Consider the following 17,435-nt stretch of genomic DNA (forward strand, 5'->3'; position numbering starts at 1 on the left):
CGACCAGTTCGGCTATCGCGGCGGCGGTTTCGCCGTGCGCTCGCACCTGAACCTCGCACTCCACCGGACCCGACGGCGCCACACCCGAGGTGAAAACCGGTGTCCGCCCGACCAATTCGCGCACCTCGAGATCGGCCGCCTCCCCCACCCGAACCGTGGCAGTGTCGGCGTCGATCTCAGTCACGTAACGCGGCCGGCCGTCGGGTCCCGGCCCGGCGATGCCGAGCCCCTTGCGCTGGCCGATGGTGAAACCGTGCACGCCATCGTGCTCGGCGAGCACCGTGCCGTCCGCATTGACCACAGCACCCCGGCGCACGCCGATGCGCTCGCCCAGGAAGGCGCGGGTGTTGCCCGACGGGATGAAGCAGATGTCGTGACTGTCCGGCTTTTCGGCGACGGTCAGACCGCGCCGCGCGGCCTCGGCCCGGATCTGCGGCTTGGGAGTGTCTCCGATCGGGAAGGCCGCGTGCCGCAACTGCGCGGGGCTCAACACGGCCAGCACATAGGACTGGTCCTTGTCGTGGTCGACAGCACGACGCAGCCGCCCGTTCCCCAACCGCGCGTAATGGCCGGTGGCCACGGTATCGAAGCCGAGCGCGACGGCCTTCGCCGACAGGGCGGAGAACTTGATCTTCTGATTGCACACCACACAAGGGTTGGGTGTTTCGCCGCGGGCATACGACGACACGAACTCGTCGATGACGTCCGACTTGAACCTCTCCGCGAAATCCCAGACGTAGAACGGAATTCCGAGCACATCGGCCACGCGCCGGGCATCGGAGGCGTCCTCCTTCGAGCAGCAGCCCCGTGAGCCGGTGCGCAGCGTGCCGGGTGCGCTGGACAGCGCCAGGTGCACGCCGACCACCTCGTGTCCGGCGTCGACCATCCGGGCGGCAGCGACCGACGAGTCGACACCACCACTCATGGCAGCGAGCACTTTCACTTAGGACGCCCCCGCGGCGGCCAGCGCGGCCCTGCGGGCACGGTCCACTGCCCCGGGCAGTACCCGCAGCACCGCATCCACGTCGGCGTCGACGCTGGTGTGCCCCAACGACAATCGCAACGAGCCGCGAGCGCTGGTCGCGTCGGCGCCCATCGCGATCAGCACATGCGATGGCTGCGCGACACCGGCGGTGCACGCCGAACCGGTCGAACACTCGATTCCGTTGGCGTCCAACAGCATCAACAGCGCATCGCCTTCGCAGCCGCGGAAGGTGAAGTGCGCGTTGCCAGGAAGGCGCAACGGATCACGGGCACCGTTGAGGGCTACGTCATCGATACTGCCCAGCACGCCGGCGACCAGCCGGTCGCGCAATGCCCGCAATCGCGCGCTGTTGGCCTCGAGCCCGTCGACCGAGATCCGGGCCGCCGCAGCCATTCCCACTGCCCCGGCGACGTCGGCGGTGCCCGAACGGATGTCGCGCTCCTGACCACCGCCGTGCGCCAGCGGCACGCACCCGACGTCGCGGCGCAGCAGCAGCGCACCCACCGCCGGAGGACCGCCGAACTTGTGCGCGGTCACGCTCATCGCCGACAGCCCGCTGGCGGCGAAGTCGACCGGCAACTGCCCCACCGCCTGAACGGCGTCACTGTGCATCGGGACGCCGAATTCGGCCGCGACGGCGGCGAGTTCGGCGGCCGGCATGACGGTGCCGACTTCGTTGTTGGCCCACATCACCGAGACCAGTGCGACGTCGTCGTGGCGGGTGAGCACCTCGCGCAGCGCCGTCGCCGACACCGACCCGTCAGCGGCGGTGGGAAGCCAGGTAACCTCGGCGCCCTCGTGCTCGACCAGCCAGTTCACCGAGTCCAGCACGGCGTGGTGTTCCACCTCACTGGTGACGATGCGCCGGTGACGTGGTTCGGCGTCGCGGCGGGCCCAGTAGATGCCCTTGACCGCCAGGTTGTCGCTCTCGGTGCCGCCGGCGGTGAAGATGACCTCCGAGGGACGAGCGCCCAGCTTGTCGGCGATCAGCTCCCGCGATTCCTCGATGCGCCGGCGCGCCGCCCGGCCGCTGGTGTGCAGCGAGGACGCGTTACCGACGGTGCCGAGCACAGCGGTCATCGCCTCGACGGCGGCGGAGTGCATCGGGGTGGTAGCGGCGTGATCCAGGTAGACCATGACGCGACCCACGATACCGGCCCGCCCGTCTGCTCAGGCCACCAGCACGTGCCCGTGACCAGCACGCCGGGCGGTTGCGGCGCCCACCGCGGCCTGACAACGGCCGGCCAGGGCCCGCCGGTCGGTCCCCGGCAGCTGCAGCGACTCGACGTGCACCCGCGCCAGCGTGCGCGGGACGACCAGCAACCGGCGGATCGAGCTCAGCAGCGTCTCGTCGCCCACGAAGGCCGGCACCGTCGAGGGACTGCCGTCGACGTGGTGGTACGTCAGCCGCAGCGGCTGCACCGGACGACCGGCGTCGATCGCGGCCTGGAACATCGCCGGATAGAACACGCCCCGGTCAAGGCCACACCAGGTGGTGCCCTCCGGGAAGGCCACCACCGTCTGCCCGGCGCGCAGCCGGCGCGCGACGGCGTCCACCACACCGGGCAGCCGCCGCAGGCTGGACCGCTCGATCGGAATGATCTTCAGGATGCGCGCCACGATGCCGGTCGCCGGGCCGGTGAACATGTCGGCCCGCGCGACGAACGACCCGGGCAGCACCGAACCGATCGCGAAGACGTCCAGCCAGGACATGTGCGGGCTCACCACCAGCACCCCGCGCAGGTTGCGAATCGGGTTGCCGGTCACCGTGATTCGGACACCCAGGCAGCGCAGCACCAGGCGGCAGTAGATGCGCTGCGCCCGGGTGCGACCGGGCAGCGGCACCGCCAGCAGCGGCAGCCCGGGCGCCAGCAGCAGCGCCAGCATGACGCGAAGCGTGATCCGCAGCCTCACCAGCAGCGGCCGCGACGCCTCCGCGTCACCGGCACCCACACAACCGGCATCACACGATGCGCGCGGCAGCCAGGAGTGCCCGGTGTCCGCGGGGGCGTTCATCGCTCGCCGCCCGCCGTTCGCATCTCCGAAGCGGCCGACACCGATCGGAGTCGTTTGAGATATCGGGTGTCGGCGTGTGCTTTGCCCAGCAGGACGCAGAAGTCGCCCACTCCGAAATCCGGGTCGTGCGCGGGTTCGCCGCACACCTTTGCGCCCAGCCGCAGGTAGCCACGCAGCAGTGCCGGAACCGAGGGCCGCGCGGGTGGGGCGATGTCGTCGATGGCAATTCCGTCGACGACCACCGGCCGGTGCGGATAGACGCGGTATTCCGGGGGTGCGGCGTGCCGGCTCAGGATGAAGTCGCGGACGCCGCGCAGCTGACTGCCCCGATCGTCGGGTTCGCCGCCGATGGGCACCGAGGCACACCCGGTGACGTAGTCGTATCCGTAGCGGTCCAGGTAGGCCAGGATGCCGGCCCACATCAGCAGCACCACGGCGCCGTTGCGATGCCCGTCGCGCACCACCGCGCGGCCCATTTCCACCAGTGACGGCCTCAGCGGGTCCAGGGCGCGGATGTCGAACTCGGTGGCGGTGTAAAGCCCTTCGGCGGCGATTGCGCCGGCCGGGGCCAGCATGCGATAGCAACCGACCAGCTCACCGGTGTCGTCGTCGCGAACCAGCAGGTGGTCGCAGAACTCGTCGAACCTGTCGACATCCCGTCGATCCTGGGCTGCCGCCGGCAGTGCAAAGCCGGGCGTGCTGGTGAACACGTCGTACCGCAGCCGCTGCGCGGCCTCGATCATGCCGGGGTCGGTGGACAGCAGTAGGGAGTAGCGCGGCGCGGCCGAAGAGCTGGTCGCCGCACCGCTCGGCTTGTCGCTGGGTATGAGGACAGAAGCAATGCTCATGAGACCCAACGTGGCGTAGTCGATGAGCGAGTCGGCATCGACGCTGTGACGTGTCGGTGCACGTGAGATGACGAAATGTGCCTGGAAGGGCCACGCTGCAACCCAGCTCACACCAGCGCACAACGGCGGGGTGAACGCAGCGTTGCCGATCGCCGCGGTTGAGCCCTCACGGCACCGGGTAGGACGTGCAGGGTGACTAGTAGGTCGATTCGGGCTTTTCTGGTGAACCGCGTCTCGAACGCGCTATGAGCGGGGACACCCGCCGCTGGTGCTTCGCCGATCAACTGGGCCCGCATTTCTTGGATCACCCCGGCCAGCCTGTGCTCCTCATCGAGTCCCGCGCGGTCTTCGAACGCCGCCGATTTCACCGCCGCAAGGCCCACCTCGTGTTGTCCGCGCTGCGCCACCGCGCGGCCGAACTGCGACCAGGCACTGTTCCTGCAAACCCGTACCTACGGTGAAGCCCTGGAACGGGTGCAGGAGCGAATCAGCGTGTGTCAGCCCACCACCTGGGCGGCGGATCGCTTCGTGCGGTCGAAGCCGGCGATCGACGTGTTGCCCGCGCGCGGGTTCTGCACCGGCCGCGCGGAGTTCGACGAGTGGGCCAAGCGGCAGCGCACGCTGCTGCTGGAGAACTTCTATCGTGACGCGCGCCGCCGGTTCGACCTGTTGATGGACGGGAACCAGCCCGCGGGCGGTCGGTGGAACTTCGACGCCGACAACCGCGAGCCGGCGCCCAAGGACGCCAAAAGTCTGGACGTGCCCGCGCCCTGGCGACCCGACGAGGACGACATCGACGAGCAGGTGCGGGCCGATCTGGACCGCTGGGAACGCGACGGAGCCGTCTCCTTCGTCGGCCGTGACGGGCCGCGCGAATTTCCCGTCACCGCAACCGAAGCGCAGTCCGCCCTGCAGGTGTTCCTCCGGGATCGGTTGCCTCACTTCGGCCCTCACGAGGACGTCATGCTCTCCGGCGACCGGTTCATGGCGCACAGCCTGTTGTCGGCGCCGATGAACCTCGGCCTGCTGGACCCGTTGGCTTGTGCGTATGCGGCCGAAGACGCCTACCGGGCGGGCGCCGCCGCGCTGAACAGCGTCGAGGGTTACATCCGCCAGCTGATCGGATGGCGTGAGTACATCTGGCACGTCTATTGGCATTTCGGGCCCGACTATCGCCACCGCAACGCACTCGAGGCGCGCGCGGGGCTACCGGACTGGTTCGCCGACCTGGACGCCGACGCGGTCGAGGCGCGCTGCCTCAAAGACGTGCTCGCGCAGGTACGCGACCACGGCTGGGCGCATCACATCCCGCGGCTGATGGTGTTGTCCAACTACGCGCTGCAGCGAGGGTGGGATCCCGCCGCGGTTACCGACTGGTTCCACCGCTGCTTTGTCGACGGCTACGAGTGGGTGATGGTCGCCAATGTCGTGGGCATGTCGCAGCATGCGGACGGCGGTCTGATGGCGACGAAGCCCTACGCCGCGGGGGGTGCCTACATCAACCGCATGAGCGACTATTGCGGGCGCTGCTCGTATCGCCCCACCGAGCGCGTTGGTGAGCGCGCCTGCCCCTTCACCGGCGGCTACTGGACGTTCTTGAACCGCAACCAGAATTCGCTGGAGGGCAACCGGCGGATGATCCAACCGTTGGCGGGCTTGCGGCGGCTCACCGATCTCGACGACGTCGTCGAACAACAGCGCCGGCTTGGGCAGGCCGCGCCGTGATGCTGACCGCTGACCGCATAATCGCCGCGCCGCCGGCCGCGGTATGGGAATTGCTGGTCGACCTGGACGCGTGGCCGAAGTGGGGTCCCACGATTCGGCGGGCCCGGCTGGACGCGCCGCACGCCGAGTTGGCCTTGCATGCGACCGGCACCGTGCAGACCTCGCTGCTGGTCGCGGTGTCGTTCGAAGTCACCGAGTTCGAGCCTGGGCGGCACTGGGCGTGGAAGGTGGCCGGTGTGCCGGCGACCCGCCACCGGGTGGACCCGGTGGATGGCGGCGCGCGGGTGAGCATCGCGGTCCCGTGGTGGTCGGCGCCCTACCTGACGGTGTGCTCGGTCGCCGTGCGCCGCATCGAGGCGATGCTCGCCTAGCCGGTGTCGGTAGCCGGAAAACCCGTGTGCGAGTTCGGAATCCGCTAGCACGGGCGCTAGCGGATTCGGAGTTCAGTGCATCGCGCAGAGACTGGCCGACACGTCCGAACGCAAAAGCCCCCGGCACCGAGGCGCCGGGGGCTTGCGGCCGAAAACTCAGCCCTTGCGTGCCTTGATCGCCTCGGTCAGCTGCGGAGCGACCTTGAACAGGTCGCCCACCACGCCGTAGTCGGCGATCTCGAAGATGGGCGCCTCTTCGTCCTTGTTGACCGCGATGATCGTCTTGGACGTCTGCATGCCCGCCCGGTGCTGGATGGCACCCGAGATGCCCAGCGCGATGTAGAGCTGCGGCGACACGGTCTTACCGGTCTGGCCCACCTGGAACTGGCCCGGGTAGTAACCGGAGTCGACGGCGGCGCGCGACGCACCGACGGCCGCACCCAGCGAGTCGGCCAGTTCCTCGACGACCTTGAAGTTCTCCGCGCTGCCGACACCGCGACCACCGGAGACGACGATGGTGGCCTCGGTCAGCTCCGGACGGTCACCGGCGACCGCGGGCTCGCGGGCGGTGATCTTGGTGGCGTTCTCGGCCTGCGCCGGCACCTCGACCTTGACCTCTTCGCCGGCACCGGCCTGCGGTTCGGCGTCGACCGCGCCGGCGCGCACGGTGATCACCGGGGTGTCGCCGTTGGCCTGGGCCTCGACGGTGAACGCGCCACCGAAGATGGAGTAGGTCGCCTTGTTGCCTTCCTTGACGTCGACCACGTCGACCAGCAGGCCGGATCCGATCCGGGCCGCGAGCCGGCCGGCGATCTCCTTGCCGTCGGCGTTGGCCGACAGGATCACCGCTGCGGGCGAGTTGGACTCGGCGAGCGAGGCCAGCACGTCGACCACCGGCGTGATGAGGTACTTGTCGACGTCGTCGGACTCGGCGATGTAGATCTTGGCGGCGCCGGCCTCCTTGAGGCCGTCGATCAACGGCGCGGCGGTCCCGGGAGCGCCGACTACGACGGCGGCGGGCTCGCCCAGCGCACGGGCGGCGGTGATCAGTTCGGAGGTGACCTTCTTCAGCGCACCTTCTGCGTGCTCGACGAGCACCAGTACTTCAGCCATGGGTTATTTCGCTCTTCTCGTCTTAGGGACTCGGGTCAGATGATCTTCTGGGCAACCAGGTACTTGGCGACTTCGTTACCGCCCTCGCCCTCGTCGGTGACCTTCTCGCCCGCGGTCTTCGGCGGCTTGGGCGTCGACGACAGCACGGTCGATCCGGCGTTTTCCAGCCCGACCTCGTCGCTCTCGACCCCGATCTCTGCCAGGGTCAGCACCGTGACCTCTTTTTTCTTGGCGGCCATGATGCCCTTGAAGGAGGGGAATCGCGGCTCGTTGATCTTCTCGGTGACGCTGACCACGGCGGGCAGGGTGGCCTCGAGCGTGAACACGCCCTCGTCGGTCTCCCGCTCGCCGGTTACCTTGTCGCCCTCGATGGAGAGCTTGCGCACGTGGGTCAGCTGCGGCAGGCCCAGGTACTCGGCGATGACGGCCGGCACCGCGCCGCCGGTCCCGTCGGTGGCCTCGTTGCCGGCGATGACCAGCTCGGTGCCCTCGATGGTGCCCAGCGCACGAGCCAGCGCCCATCCCGTCTGGACCACGTCCGAGCCGTGCAGGCCGTCGTCCTTGAGGTGGACGGCCTTGTCGGCGCCCATCGACAGGGCCTTGCGGATCGCCTCGGTGGCGCGCTCAGGACCCGCGGTCAGCACGGTCACCGAGCCTTCGCCGCCCTCGCGCTCGCGGATCTGTAGCGCCTCCTCCACCGCGCGCTCGTTGATCTCGTCCAGCACCGCGTCGGCGGCCTCACGGTCCAACGTGTAATCGCCGTCAGATAGCTTGCGCTCCGACCAGGTGTCTGGGACCTGCTTGATCAGGACCACGATGTTCGTCATGAGTGTGGTTCGTCCTCCTAGAAGGGGGCTCGCAGCAATCGACTGCGAAACCTCGGTACGCGTTTTCGCAACGCACGGCCGTGTTACTACCCGGTAACTTTGTGCGGTATGCATTCACACCATAGCTGGTCGTAGTGCACGTTCTCGCAGCCCGTCCGGCGTCTGAGATGCGGGCTGTTCACTTCCAAGGTTCGCTAATCCGACACTTCGCGTTAGCCTGCCTATGCAATGAGCGCACTGGTCCCTGACGCCCCGCAGCACACCCCCGGCGATACTGCGTCGACGGGCGATGCGGTGATGATGCTGACGGGTGAACGGACCATCCCGGGTTTGGACATCGAGAACTACTGGTTCCGCCGCCACGAGGTGGTCTACCAGCGGCTTGCCCCACGCTGCGTGGGTGCGGACGTCCTCGAGGCCGGCTGCGGCGAGGGTTACGGCGCCGACTTGATCGCCGGTGTCGCGCGCCGCGTCATCGCCGTGGATTACGACGAGGCCGCGGTGGCCCACGTCCGGGCCCGTTACCCCCGGGTGGATGTCATGCAGGCCAACCTCGCGCAGCTGCCGCTGCCCGACGCGTCGGTGGATATTGTGGTCAACTTCCAGGTGATCGAGCATCTGTGGGACCAGACACAATTCGTCGTCGAGTGCGCCCGGGTGCTGCGGCCGTCAGGCTTGCTGATGATGTCCACGCCCAACCGGATCACCTTCTCGCCGGGCCGCGACACCCCGATCAACCCGTTCCACACCCGCGAACTCAACGCGGCCGAAATGACTCAGCTGCTCATCGACGGCGGCTTCTCCGACGTGTCGATCAGCGGCCTTTTCCACGGTGCTCGACTGCGTGAGATGGATGCCCGGCACGGCGGCTCGATCATCGACGCGCAGATCCAGCGAGCAATGGCCGCTGACCAAGGGGTGCCGTGGCCACCGGAGCTGGTGGCCGACGTCGCCGCGGTCACCACCGAGGACTTCGACCTGGTGCCCGCGGGTGCGCACACCGGGCACCACATCGACGACAGCCTCGACCTGATCGCGATCGCGGTAGCGCCGTGAGCACACCGCAGAATCGGGTTCCCGGCCTCTTCACCCTGGTTTTGCACACCCACCTGCCCTGGCTGGCCCACCACGGCCGCTGGCCGGTCGGCGAGGAATGGCTCTACCAATCGTGGGCGGCGGCTTATCTGCCGCTGATGCGCGTGCTGAACACGTTGGCCGGCGAAAATCGCCGGGGCCTCATCACGCTCGGCGTCACGCCGGTGGTCAACGCCCAGCTCGACGACCCGTACTGCCTCGACGGCATGCATCATTGGCTGGCCAACTGGCGGCTGCGCGCCTTCGAAGCCACCAGCGTTCGCTCGGCTCCCCGCTCGAAGTCGTCCGGATACCAGTCATGCGCTCCGGAAGCCTTGCGCGCCTTGGGGATCCGTGAGTCCGCTGAGGCCGAGCAGGCGCTGGACGACTTCGCCACCTTGTGGCGGCACGGCGGCAGCCCGCTGCTACGCAGCCTGTTCGACGCCGGCGCGGTGGAGCTGCTCGGCGGCCCGCTGGCCCATCCGTTCCAACCGCTGCTGGCCCCGCGACTGCGTGAGTTCGCGCTGCGCGAGGGGCTGGCCGACGCGCAAGCGCGGCTGGGGGCGCGAAAAGGGCAGCGCCCGACCGGGATCTGGGCACCGGAATGCGCCTACGCGCCGGGCATGGAATACGACTACTCCGCCGCGGGCGTCACCCATTTCATGGTGGACGGCCCGTCGCTGCACGGCGACACCGCGCTGGGCCGGCCCGTCGGCGACACCGAGGTGGTGGCATTCGGGCGCGACCTTCAGGTCAGCTACCGGGTGTGGTCACCTAAATCCGGCTACCCCGGCCACGCCGCCTATCGCGATTTCCACACCTATGACCACCTCACCGGCCTCAAGCCGGCCCGGGTGACGGGCCGCAACGTGCCCTCGGAAGGCAAGGCGCCCTACGATCCGGAGCGCGCCGACCACGCGGTCGACATGCACGTCGCCGACTTCGTCGACGTGGTCCGCAACCGCCTGCTGTCGGAGGGCGAGCGCATCGGACGACCCGCTCATGTGGTGGCCGCCTTCGACACCGAACTGTTCGGCCACTGGTGGTACGAGGGCCCGACCTGGCTGGAACGGGTGCTGCGGGCCCTGCCCGAGGCCGGCGTCCGGGTAGGCACCCTGCAGGACGCGATCACCGATGGTTTCGTCGGGAATCCCGTTGCGCTGCCGCCTAGTTCGTGGGGATCGGGCAAGGACTGGCAGGTGTGGGCCGGCGACCAGGTTGCCGATCTGGTGCAGCTCAACACCGAAGTGGTCGACGTGGCGCTGAGCACCGTCGACAAGGCACTGTCCCAGACGGCGTCGCTGGACGGGCCCACCCCCCGCGACCACGTCGCCGATCAGATCCTGCGCGAAACGCTGCTCACCGTATCCAGCGACTGGCCGTTCATGGTGAGCAAGGATTCGGCCGCCGACTACGCCCGCTATCGCGCCCATCTGCATGCGCATGCGACCCGCGAGATCGCCGGGGCGCTGGCATCCGGGCGGCGCGACACCGCGCAGCGGCTGGCCCAGGGATGGAACCGCGCCGACGGACTGTTCGGCGCGCTCGATGCCCGCAGGCTGCCCCGATGAGGCGGGCCGCGGCGTGAAAATCCTGATGGTGTCGTGGGAATACCCACCCGTGGTGATCGGCGGCCTCGGCCGGCACGTGCATCACCTGTCGACCGCGCTGGCCGCCGCCGGTCACGACGTCGTCGTGCTGTCCCGCCGCCCCACCGGGACCGATCCGCGCAGCCATCCGTCGACGGACCACATCAGCGAGGGCGTTCGGGTGATCGCGGCTGCGCAGGATCCGCACGAATTCGCCTTCGGCACCGACATGATGGCCTGGACGCTGGCGATGGGCCACTCCATGATCCGCGCCGGGCTACCCCTGACCAAGCCGGGCTCCAACCGCACCTGGCGTCCCGACGTGGTGCACGCCCACGACTGGCTGGTGGCCCACCCGGCGATCGCACTTGCCCAATTTTATGACGCACCAATTGTTTCCACGATTCATGCCACCGAAGCCGGCCGGCATTCCGGCTGGGTCAGCGGCGCGATCAGCCGACAGGTGCACGCCGTCGAGTCGTGGCTGGTGCGTGAATCCGACTCGCTCATCACGTGTTCGGCGTCGATGGCCGACGAGATCACCGAGCTGTTCGGTCCCGGGCTGGCCGAGATCACCGTGATCTGCAACGGCATTGAGACGGCGCGGTGGCCCTTTGCGGCACGCCGGCCGCGCAGCGGCCCGGCCGAGCTGCTCTACCTGGGACGGCTGGAGTATGAGAAGGGTGTGCACGACGTCATCGCCGCGCTGCCGCGGATCAGGCGCACCCACCCGGGTACCACACTGACCATCGCCGGCGAGGGCACCCAGCAGTGCTGGCTCGTCGAGCAAGCCCGTAAACACAAGGTGCTCAAGGCAATCCGGTTCGTCGGGCACCTCGAGCATGCGGAGCTGCTGGCCGTTCTGCATCGCGCCGATGCCGCGGTGCTGCCCAGTCACTACGAGCCGTTCGGCATCGTGGCGCTGGAGGCCGCGGCGGCCGGCACTCCGCTGGTGACGTCGGACATCGGTGGCCTGGGCGAGGCGGTGATCAACGGCCAGACCGGTGTGTCGTGTCCGCCGCGTGACGTGGCTCGGCTGGCCGCGGCGGTACGCAGTGTGCTCGACGATCCGCAGGCCGCCCAGCGGCGCGCCCATGCCGCCCGCGAACGACTGACGTCGGATTTTGATTGGCACACGGTGGCCGACAAGACCGCACAGGTGTACCTGTCAGCCAAGCGCGGTGTGCGGCAGCCGCAGGCCCGGCTACCGATCGTCGAACACGCCTTGCCGGACCGGTAGCGGCTACCGTCGAGGGATGGGGCTGGACTACTCGAGCGTCGTGGACGCTCCCATCACCGACGTGTTCGAGTGGTATGCCAGGCCCGGCGCGTTTGCCCGACTCTCGCCGCCATGGCAACCGATGCGCCTGATCCGCGAGGCCGACTCGCTCAGGGACGGTCGGGCCGTACTGGCGCTGCCCGGGGGGCTGCGCTGGGTCGCCGTCCATCAGCCCGACGGCTACGACCCGCCGCGGCGTTTCGTCGACGTCATCGGCGGCGACGGCCTGGCCGCGCTTCCGGCACGAATTGCGGTGCAATGGCGGCATACTCATGAATTCGAGGATGTCGGCGGCAACCGCACCAGGGTGATCGACCGGGTCGACACCGCAGTGCCCGGGTCGCTGTTGCGGCCCATGTTCGCCTACCGGCACCGGCAGCTGGCCGACGATTTGGCCGCTCACCGGTGGGCCGCGGAGAACGGGCTGCGGCCGATGACGATCGCCATCACCGGATCCACCGGACTGGTCGGTTCGGCATTGACCGCCTTTCTGCGCACCGGTGGGCATCGGGTCATCCAGCTGGTCCGGCACGGCGCACACGGCAACGATGAGCGACAGTGGAACCCCGAAGACCCCGACCCGCGGCTGTTCGCCGGGGTCGACGCGGTGATCCATCTGGCGGGGGCATCGATCGCCGGCCGGTTCACCGAAAAGCATCGAGACGCTGTCCGGGACAGCAGGATTGAGCCCACTCGCCGGCTGGCCGAGCGGGTGGGCCGCAGCGACCCCCGGCCCGCTGTACTGATCTCGGCGTCGGCGATCGGCTACTACGGCTACGACCGCGGCGATCAAACCCTTACCGAGGACAGCGATCGCGGTGACGGATTCCTGGCCGACGTGGTGGCCGACTGGGAGGAGGCGACCACGCCGGCGCAGCAGGCGGGAGTGCGGGTGGTGCAGGTGCGCACCGGCATCGTGCAATCGCCCGCCGGCGGCACGTTGAAGTTGATGCGACCGCTGTTCAGCGCCGGACTGGGCGGCCGGCTGGGCGACGGACGACAATGGCTGTCCTGGATCGGGATCGACGATCTGGTGGACGTATATCACCGTGCGCTGTGGGACGCCGCCCTCTCGGGTCCGGTGAATGCCGTTTCGCCGCAACCGGTTCGCAACCGCGAGTACACCGCGACCCTGGCGGGGGTGTTGCACCGGCCGGCAGTGTTGCCGGTGCCGTCGCTGGGACCGCGGCTGTTGCTGGGTGAACAGGGCGTCCGCGAATTGGCCTTCGCAAGCCAGCGAGTGGCTCCGGCCAAACTCGCCGCGACCGGTCACATCTTCCGCCAAGCCGACCTGGATCAGGCGCTGCGCCACCTGCTGGGCCGCACCGGTTGACGATCGGCTTCAGGGCACCCGCCGCATGGTGAGCGGCCCCTTGGTGACATCGCGGGTGATCGCCTCGACGAACGACCGGGAGTGCAACACGGGGCTCGGTGTCCCCGAGTCACTCTTCGGCTTCTCTGCCCTCACGGCTGTGCCGATAGGCGCGGGCACGCAAATCGGCGAGCCACTTGGGATGCAGGCTCAATCCGGGCGCCGTGTTGACGACGGGATCGAACGACACGTCCTGGTCGCGTTCGGGATCGATGGCGGTGGTCAACGTCAAGCGCGCCAACGCTTCGAAATCGCCTCTGCCGCAGGCTTGATCGAGCGTTATCTCGATATTGCCGCGCTCGAGCCTGGTCCGGATGGTGTCTAGCGACAGGCCCGTGCCACCGATGTCGCTCGAGGTTTGGGCCCTGAGCCACCAATTGTTGTCCTCATAGTGCAACGGCATCAGCGTGGTCAGGGTTTGACCGTTCCACGATGTGGCCGGCCGTAGCGCCACCACGCGGGACAGCACCCCCGACCCCGACGAGACCAGCAGGATGTCCCACGGCTTGTCCGCCGGCGGTTGCGCCGGCAACCGGATGGCCAATCCGATGAAGTCGGGAACCGCCCCCGGCGTGCCGGTGGCTTTGGACACGCGCGCAACAATTTCCGATGACGCTATCGGCAAGCCCTGGGCTGGCGGGGCAATGCGTTCGATGAAGCCGTTGGCCAGCACTCCGCTCGGGTGGAAGAACCGCTTACCGCGGATCGCGGAGCCCCACTGGAAGGGCAACGCCACAAGATCGAAAACCTTCACCGGCGGCGAATTCCCATTCTGGGCGGGGGGAAACCGAGGCGCGCCACATTGCGGTCATCGCTAACCGCGCGCTCGAATTACGGTGATGCAACAGCGGGGGTGCGCCAGCCGATCATGTGCAGAGAGGGCTGTTGTTGCGAGTTATATGCGTGGCTGTCGATGTAGACCTGCGCCATGACCGCCTGCCACGACTCGATCTGGGGAGAGGATTTCCAGGTGCCCTCGATCAATCCCACGATCACGGCGTTGTTGTTGTCGCTCAGTGTGTAGACCGGACCGCCGAAGTCGCGGCTGTCGGCGGCCATGTCGGTCATCGCGAAGCGGCCGTTGGTGACCGAGGTGATCGAGCCGCATCGTTGACCGGTCGCGCTGCGAAGCTGACAGACCGGCAACCCGGGCTGTGCGTGCACCCCGGGCGAGGATCCCAGGTGACGACCCGTCGGCAACACATCGGTGGCTGTTACATCCGGTGCTATCGCGATGACTTCGTACTCCACGGGCAGCATCGAGGTGTCCGCCGCGGAGTCGGCGTCGACTTGGCGGCGGCCGAGGATCACATTGCCGATCGGCTTGCGGTCACGGTCGGTCACCACCGACTGCCCTCCGTCGCATTGACCGCTGGTCAGAGCGAACCGCAACCGCGTCTCGACCAATCCCACCATGCAGACCGTATTGCCTTGATGGATTTCCATTCCGGGGGACACCGTCCTGCCCGGATCGGCGGCCGCCCGACCCGGCGCAGCAAACAGGGTCGTGATCAATGCGGATGCGATCGCTAGCCGGTTCCACCGGCGGCTGAGCCCTTCCATCGGGACGCATCACCCCTCACGTTCATTACGGGGTTTATCGCGTTTGCTGTTAACGCGCGTATACCCCCCGCTCAAGGGGCCAAACCCCGTCCAGCCCGGTCGGCAAGCGAACGGGCGTCGGTTGCCGAAAGGCCGTGAAACGAATTCTTCACCAGCGCGCACCCGCGGCTGCGGTGCTGGACAACCCCGGTCCGGAAGGCGCGGTATGAGCGGTCAGATGCCGGCCGTTTCGGCAAATCGACATCTTTGCGCTTACCTCGGCGGTAGGCTTCCGGCAGGTTGAGTTCACAGCTGCGTCTCTAGTGGGTGCGGTGTGCAAAACACCGGTCACTCCCCTCTCACGGACAGTCGATAGGCGCTCTCATGGCTGCTATTCGCTCCGCAAATTCGGCGGACCAACACGACCCGGCACCGTGCCGGTACATTGCTCACTTCGCCAGGGCACACCTGATGGTCTATGCACGCAATCTCGGTACGGTGCTGCGCGTCGACGGCGAGATCGACGCCTCGAACGCAAAAGACCTCGCCCAAACGATCCGCGATTTCGCTCGGCTCAAGACCCCGTTGGTCCTTGACCTCAGTCATCTGCAATTTGTCAGCGTGGAGGCTTTTCGAACGCTGTTATTCGTCAACGACGAACTCCGCAAGACGCGCGTGTACTGCAGCGTGGTCGGCGGTCCGGCGGTTCGCCCCCTGCTGCGCATCGTGCACGACAACGGCCTGCCGATAGCCGATTCGGTGCCCGAGGCCTTTCAGAACCTTCAAGACATCCTGCGTGCTCGGCGTCAATTCCTGTACGGCCTGGCGCGGGCACGGCCGGCCCAACCCAAACCCACGCACAGCGCCGCCTCGTAATCTGACCGTAAAGCATTGCACTGGTTATGGTTTCGGTAGATGATCGCCGAACCCCACGGCCTCATTTGTCCATAACGTTGGACGGCCGCGACGCTTCGGCGCGCGCGAAGCGATGAAGTTCAGTAAATTAATGTTTAAGTTTTTGAACGAGGTGGTATGTGGTAGCGGGCGACGCGAAGCGCGTCTGACGGTCAGCGCTGTGGTTTTGCCCGCCTATCGGCGGGTATGACGCGGTCGCTTGGTCCGCGCAGGTCTGGGCATGCCAAGCCGTCCGGGAGGGAGTGCTTGCGAAATATGGGGACTTTGTCGTTTTCACCGGCCACGGCAGCGCCGTCGGCGCCGGTCGGTTGGCTCAACGTGGACGACTTCGCAGCGTGGCGATCGAACGTGCGACGAATGGTGTTGGGTGAGGTCGCCGATTTCATCGCGGCACGACGGGTGGGTGAACTCGACGATGCGCGCGTCGACGCCGCCGGCGACATCTTGGTGCAGTTCGTCTCTGGCGGAAAGTGCCTGCGGTCGACATTCGTCTACCTGGGTTGGCTGTGCGGCGCGCCGGCCGAGGAGGCGGCGCTGCGGGCCGCGGCCAGTTTCGAGTTGTTGCATGCCTTTGCGCTGCTGCAAGACGACGTCATGGATGGTTCCGACGAACGCCGAGGCCGTCCGTCGGCGCATCGGCAGTTCGCCCAATGGCATTCCGAGCGCGGATTGTCCGGCTCGTCGCGGCGATTCGGCGAATCGGCCGCCATTCTGCTGGGCGACCTCTGCCTGATCTGGGCCGAACAGATGCTGCGGGACAGCGGGGCGGAGCCACGGCGTCTGCAACGGGCGTGGCCGCGCTATGACGCCATGCGTACCGAACTCGCCGTGGGGCAATTCGCCGACTTGACCAACGATGCGAGACAGACGCCCGGACTAGACGTCGTACTCGACGTGGCGCGGCGTAAGTCTGGTAACTACACCGTGCGCCGGCCGCTGGAGGTCGGCGCGGCGATGGGCGAGTGCGACGATCGAACGCTGTCCCAGCTGGGCCGCTATGGCACCGCGGTCGGCGAGGCATTTCAGCTCCGCGACGACGTGCTCGGCGTTTTCGGCTCGCCGGCGACAACCGGCAAGCCAGCTGCGGGCGATCTGCTCGAACGCAAGGCGACGAGCGTCGTGGTGGCCGCCCACCAGCTGGCCGATGCGCCGACCCGGCGTGAACTCGGCGAACTCGCGAGGCGTGCAACCCTCGATGACAACGCACTCGACAGGTGGAAGGCACTGATCATCGAGACGGGTGCGCTTCGGTTGATCGAGGAGATGATCAGCGACCGCGTCGTGTCCGCACGCCATCACCTCAGCGACACGCCGATTGACGAACCCGTCCGCACCGCTCTGGCCGAAATGGCGGCTGTTTGTACCGATCGCGCCGAGTAAGAATGAGTAGTACCGACTGGGGAGCCTGTTGATCATGCGGACCATCGAAGGGCATGCGGATCACGTGGTGGTGATCGGCGCCGGGCTGGCCGGGCTTTCGGCTGCGCTGCACCTGGCCGGTCGGGGGCGGGCGGTCACGGTTGTCGAGCGTGAGCCATGGCCGGGCGGGCGGGCCGGCCGGCTGGACACCGACGGCTATCGGCTCGACACCGGGCCGACGGTGCTCACCATGCCGGAGATCATCGACGAGACGTTCGCTGCCGTCGGCGAACAACTCAGTGAGCGGATGGAGTTGTTGACGGTCGATCCGGCCTACCGTGCGGTGTTCGCCGACGGCAGTGCGCTGGACGTGCACAGTGACGCAGATCGGATGGCCGACGCGATCGCAGCGTCCGCCTG

Annotated in this window: 19 protein-coding genes; 10 read left to right on the forward strand and 9 right to left on the reverse strand. The window is 67.9% G+C overall.

The window, feature by feature from the left end; genetic code table 11:
- The 4 genes from mnmA to A5625_RS15870 all read right to left on the reverse strand — a co-directional run.
- A partial coding sequence (mnmA, locus tag A5625_RS15855) for a tRNA 2-thiouridine(34) synthase MnmA (RefSeq protein WP_066995558.1) occupies positions 1-943 on the reverse strand: 943 nt, incomplete at its 3' end.
- On the reverse strand, positions 944-2,122 hold the full coding sequence (locus A5625_RS15860) for a cysteine desulfurase family protein (RefSeq protein WP_066995560.1): 1,179 nt from the start codon (positions 2,120-2,122) through the stop codon (positions 944-946).
- A 33-nt stretch (positions 2,123-2,155) separates the two neighbouring features.
- Entirely contained in the window at positions 2,156-3,001 is an 846-nt protein-coding gene (locus A5625_RS15865; RefSeq protein WP_066995563.1) for a 1-acyl-sn-glycerol-3-phosphate acyltransferase, read from the reverse strand.
- Entirely contained in the window at positions 2,998-3,849 is an 852-nt protein-coding gene (locus tag A5625_RS15870) for a GNAT family N-acetyltransferase (protein ID WP_066995594.1), read from the reverse strand. Before A5625_RS15870 ends, A5625_RS15865 begins: the two co-directional genes overlap by 4 nt.
- A 245-nt stretch (positions 3,850-4,094) precedes the next feature.
- On the opposite strand from A5625_RS15870, the gene A5625_RS30765 reads away from it, so the two are divergent.
- The 3 genes from A5625_RS30765 to A5625_RS15880 are packed head-to-tail and all read left to right on the forward strand — an operon-like array spanning position 4,095 to position 5,945.
- Complete coding sequence (locus A5625_RS30765; RefSeq protein ID WP_369830017.1) at positions 4,095-4,310, forward strand: cryptochrome/photolyase family protein; 216 nt, start codon at positions 4,095-4,097, stop codon at positions 4,308-4,310.
- A 31-nt stretch (positions 4,311-4,341) separates the two neighbouring features.
- Positions 4,342-5,574 (forward strand): cryptochrome/photolyase family protein, encoded by a 1,233-nt coding sequence (locus tag A5625_RS15875; RefSeq protein WP_369830018.1) that lies wholly within the window; start codon positions 4,342-4,344, stop codon positions 5,572-5,574.
- On the forward strand, positions 5,574-5,945 hold the full coding sequence (locus A5625_RS15880; RefSeq protein ID WP_066995566.1) for an SRPBCC family protein: 372 nt from the start codon (positions 5,574-5,576) through the stop codon (positions 5,943-5,945). Before A5625_RS15875 ends, A5625_RS15880 begins: the two co-directional genes overlap by 1 nt.
- A 156-nt stretch (positions 5,946-6,101) precedes the next feature.
- Here A5625_RS15880 and A5625_RS15885 read toward each other — a convergent pair whose 3' ends face one another.
- Entirely contained in the window at positions 6,102-7,058 is a 957-nt protein-coding gene (locus A5625_RS15885; protein WP_066995569.1) for an electron transfer flavoprotein subunit alpha/FixB family protein, read from the reverse strand.
- 35 nt (positions 7,059-7,093) lie between these two features.
- A complete protein-coding gene (locus A5625_RS15890) occupies positions 7,094-7,885 on the reverse strand; it encodes an electron transfer flavoprotein subunit beta/FixA family protein (protein ID WP_066995575.1) in 792 nt (263 codons plus the stop codon).
- 228 nt (positions 7,886-8,113) lie between these two features.
- Here A5625_RS15890 and A5625_RS15895 point away from each other — a divergent pair, with 228 nt between their 5' ends.
- Genes A5625_RS15895 through A5625_RS15910 form a run of 4 tightly spaced genes read left to right on the forward strand, consistent with a single transcriptional unit; the run spans position 8,114 to position 13,160 of the window.
- Entirely contained in the window at positions 8,114-8,941 is an 828-nt protein-coding gene (locus A5625_RS15895) for a bifunctional 2-polyprenyl-6-hydroxyphenol methylase/3-demethylubiquinol 3-O-methyltransferase UbiG (RefSeq protein ID WP_066995578.1), read from the forward strand.
- Positions 8,938-10,530, forward strand: a complete 1,593-nt coding sequence (locus tag A5625_RS15900; protein ID WP_066995580.1) for a glycoside hydrolase family 57 protein — start codon at positions 8,938-8,940, stop codon at positions 10,528-10,530. Before A5625_RS15895 ends, A5625_RS15900 begins: the two co-directional genes overlap by 4 nt.
- A 13-nt stretch (positions 10,531-10,543) precedes the next feature.
- Complete coding sequence (locus tag A5625_RS15905) at positions 10,544-11,788, forward strand: glycosyltransferase family 4 protein (protein WP_066995597.1); 1,245 nt, start codon at positions 10,544-10,546, stop codon at positions 11,786-11,788.
- 16 nt (positions 11,789-11,804) lie between these two features.
- Positions 11,805-13,160: a TIGR01777 family oxidoreductase gene (locus tag A5625_RS15910; protein WP_066995582.1), complete on the forward strand. Its 1,356-nt coding sequence runs from the start codon at positions 11,805-11,807 to the stop codon at positions 13,158-13,160.
- Positions 13,161-13,169: 9 nt separating this feature from the next.
- Here A5625_RS15910 and A5625_RS30485 read toward each other — a convergent pair whose 3' ends face one another.
- From A5625_RS30485 to A5625_RS15920, 3 genes are all read right to left on the reverse strand, one after another.
- Positions 13,170-13,295: a hypothetical protein gene (locus A5625_RS30485; protein ID WP_255397978.1), complete on the reverse strand. Its 126-nt coding sequence runs from the start codon at positions 13,293-13,295 to the stop codon at positions 13,170-13,172.
- Complete coding sequence (locus A5625_RS15915) at positions 13,270-13,953, reverse strand: phosphodiesterase (RefSeq protein ID WP_066995585.1); 684 nt, start codon at positions 13,951-13,953, stop codon at positions 13,270-13,272. The genes A5625_RS30485 and A5625_RS15915 overlap by 26 nt, the downstream gene beginning before the upstream one ends.
- Positions 13,954-14,030: 77 nt before the next feature.
- Positions 14,031-14,762, reverse strand: coding sequence for a hypothetical protein (locus A5625_RS15920; RefSeq protein ID WP_066995589.1), 732 nt, complete (start codon positions 14,760-14,762; stop codon positions 14,031-14,033).
- Positions 14,763-15,185: 423 nt separating this feature from the next.
- Here A5625_RS15920 and A5625_RS15925 point away from each other — a divergent pair, with 423 nt between their 5' ends.
- The 3 genes from A5625_RS15925 to A5625_RS15935 all read left to right on the forward strand — a co-directional run.
- Complete coding sequence (locus tag A5625_RS15925; protein WP_066995600.1) at positions 15,186-15,617, forward strand: STAS domain-containing protein; 432 nt, start codon at positions 15,186-15,188, stop codon at positions 15,615-15,617.
- Positions 15,618-15,911: 294 nt separating this feature from the next.
- Positions 15,912-17,036, forward strand: coding sequence for a polyprenyl synthetase family protein (locus A5625_RS15930; RefSeq protein ID WP_156748275.1), 1,125 nt, complete (start codon positions 15,912-15,914; stop codon positions 17,034-17,036).
- A gap of 34 nt (positions 17,037-17,070) precedes the next feature.
- A partial coding sequence (locus tag A5625_RS15935; RefSeq protein ID WP_156748277.1) for an FAD-dependent oxidoreductase occupies positions 17,071-17,435 on the forward strand: 365 nt, incomplete at its 3' end.

This window comes from Mycobacterium sp. 1465703.0, assembly GCF_001672975.1.
In the GTDB taxonomy this organism is placed as follows: domain Bacteria; phylum Actinomycetota; class Actinomycetes; order Mycobacteriales; family Mycobacteriaceae; genus Mycobacterium.

Excerpts from the sequence above, each read along its gene's own strand:
- A5625_RS15860 (WP_066995560.1), bottom strand. The coding sequence starts at position 2,122 with ATGGTCTACCTGGATCACGCCGCTACCACCCCGATGCACTCCGCCGCC.
- A5625_RS15865 (WP_066995563.1), bottom strand. The coding sequence starts at position 3,001 with ATGAACGCCCCCGCGGACACCGGGCACTCCTGGCTGCCGCGCGCATCG.
- A5625_RS15870 (WP_066995594.1), bottom strand. The coding sequence starts at position 3,849 with ATGAGCATTGCTTCTGTCCTCATACCCAGCGACAAGCCGAGCGGTGCG.
- A5625_RS30765 (WP_369830017.1), top strand. The coding sequence starts at position 4,095 with ATGAGCGGGGACACCCGCCGCTGGTGCTTCGCCGATCAACTGGGCCCG.
- A5625_RS15880 (WP_066995566.1), top strand. The coding sequence starts at position 5,574 with ATGCTGACCGCTGACCGCATAATCGCCGCGCCGCCGGCCGCGGTATGG.
- A5625_RS15885 (WP_066995569.1), bottom strand. The coding sequence starts at position 7,058 with ATGGCTGAAGTACTGGTGCTCGTCGAGCACGCAGAAGGTGCGCTGAAG.
- A5625_RS15890 (WP_066995575.1), bottom strand. The coding sequence starts at position 7,885 with ATGACGAACATCGTGGTCCTGATCAAGCAGGTCCCAGACACCTGGTCG.
- A5625_RS15895 (WP_066995578.1), top strand. The coding sequence starts at position 8,114 with ATGAGCGCACTGGTCCCTGACGCCCCGCAGCACACCCCCGGCGATACT.
- A5625_RS15910 (WP_066995582.1), top strand. The coding sequence starts at position 11,805 with ATGGGGCTGGACTACTCGAGCGTCGTGGACGCTCCCATCACCGACGTG.
- A5625_RS15920 (WP_066995589.1), bottom strand. The coding sequence starts at position 14,762 with ATGGAAGGGCTCAGCCGCCGGTGGAACCGGCTAGCGATCGCATCCGCA.
- A5625_RS15930 (WP_156748275.1), top strand. The coding sequence starts at position 15,912 with ATGGGGACTTTGTCGTTTTCACCGGCCACGGCAGCGCCGTCGGCGCCG.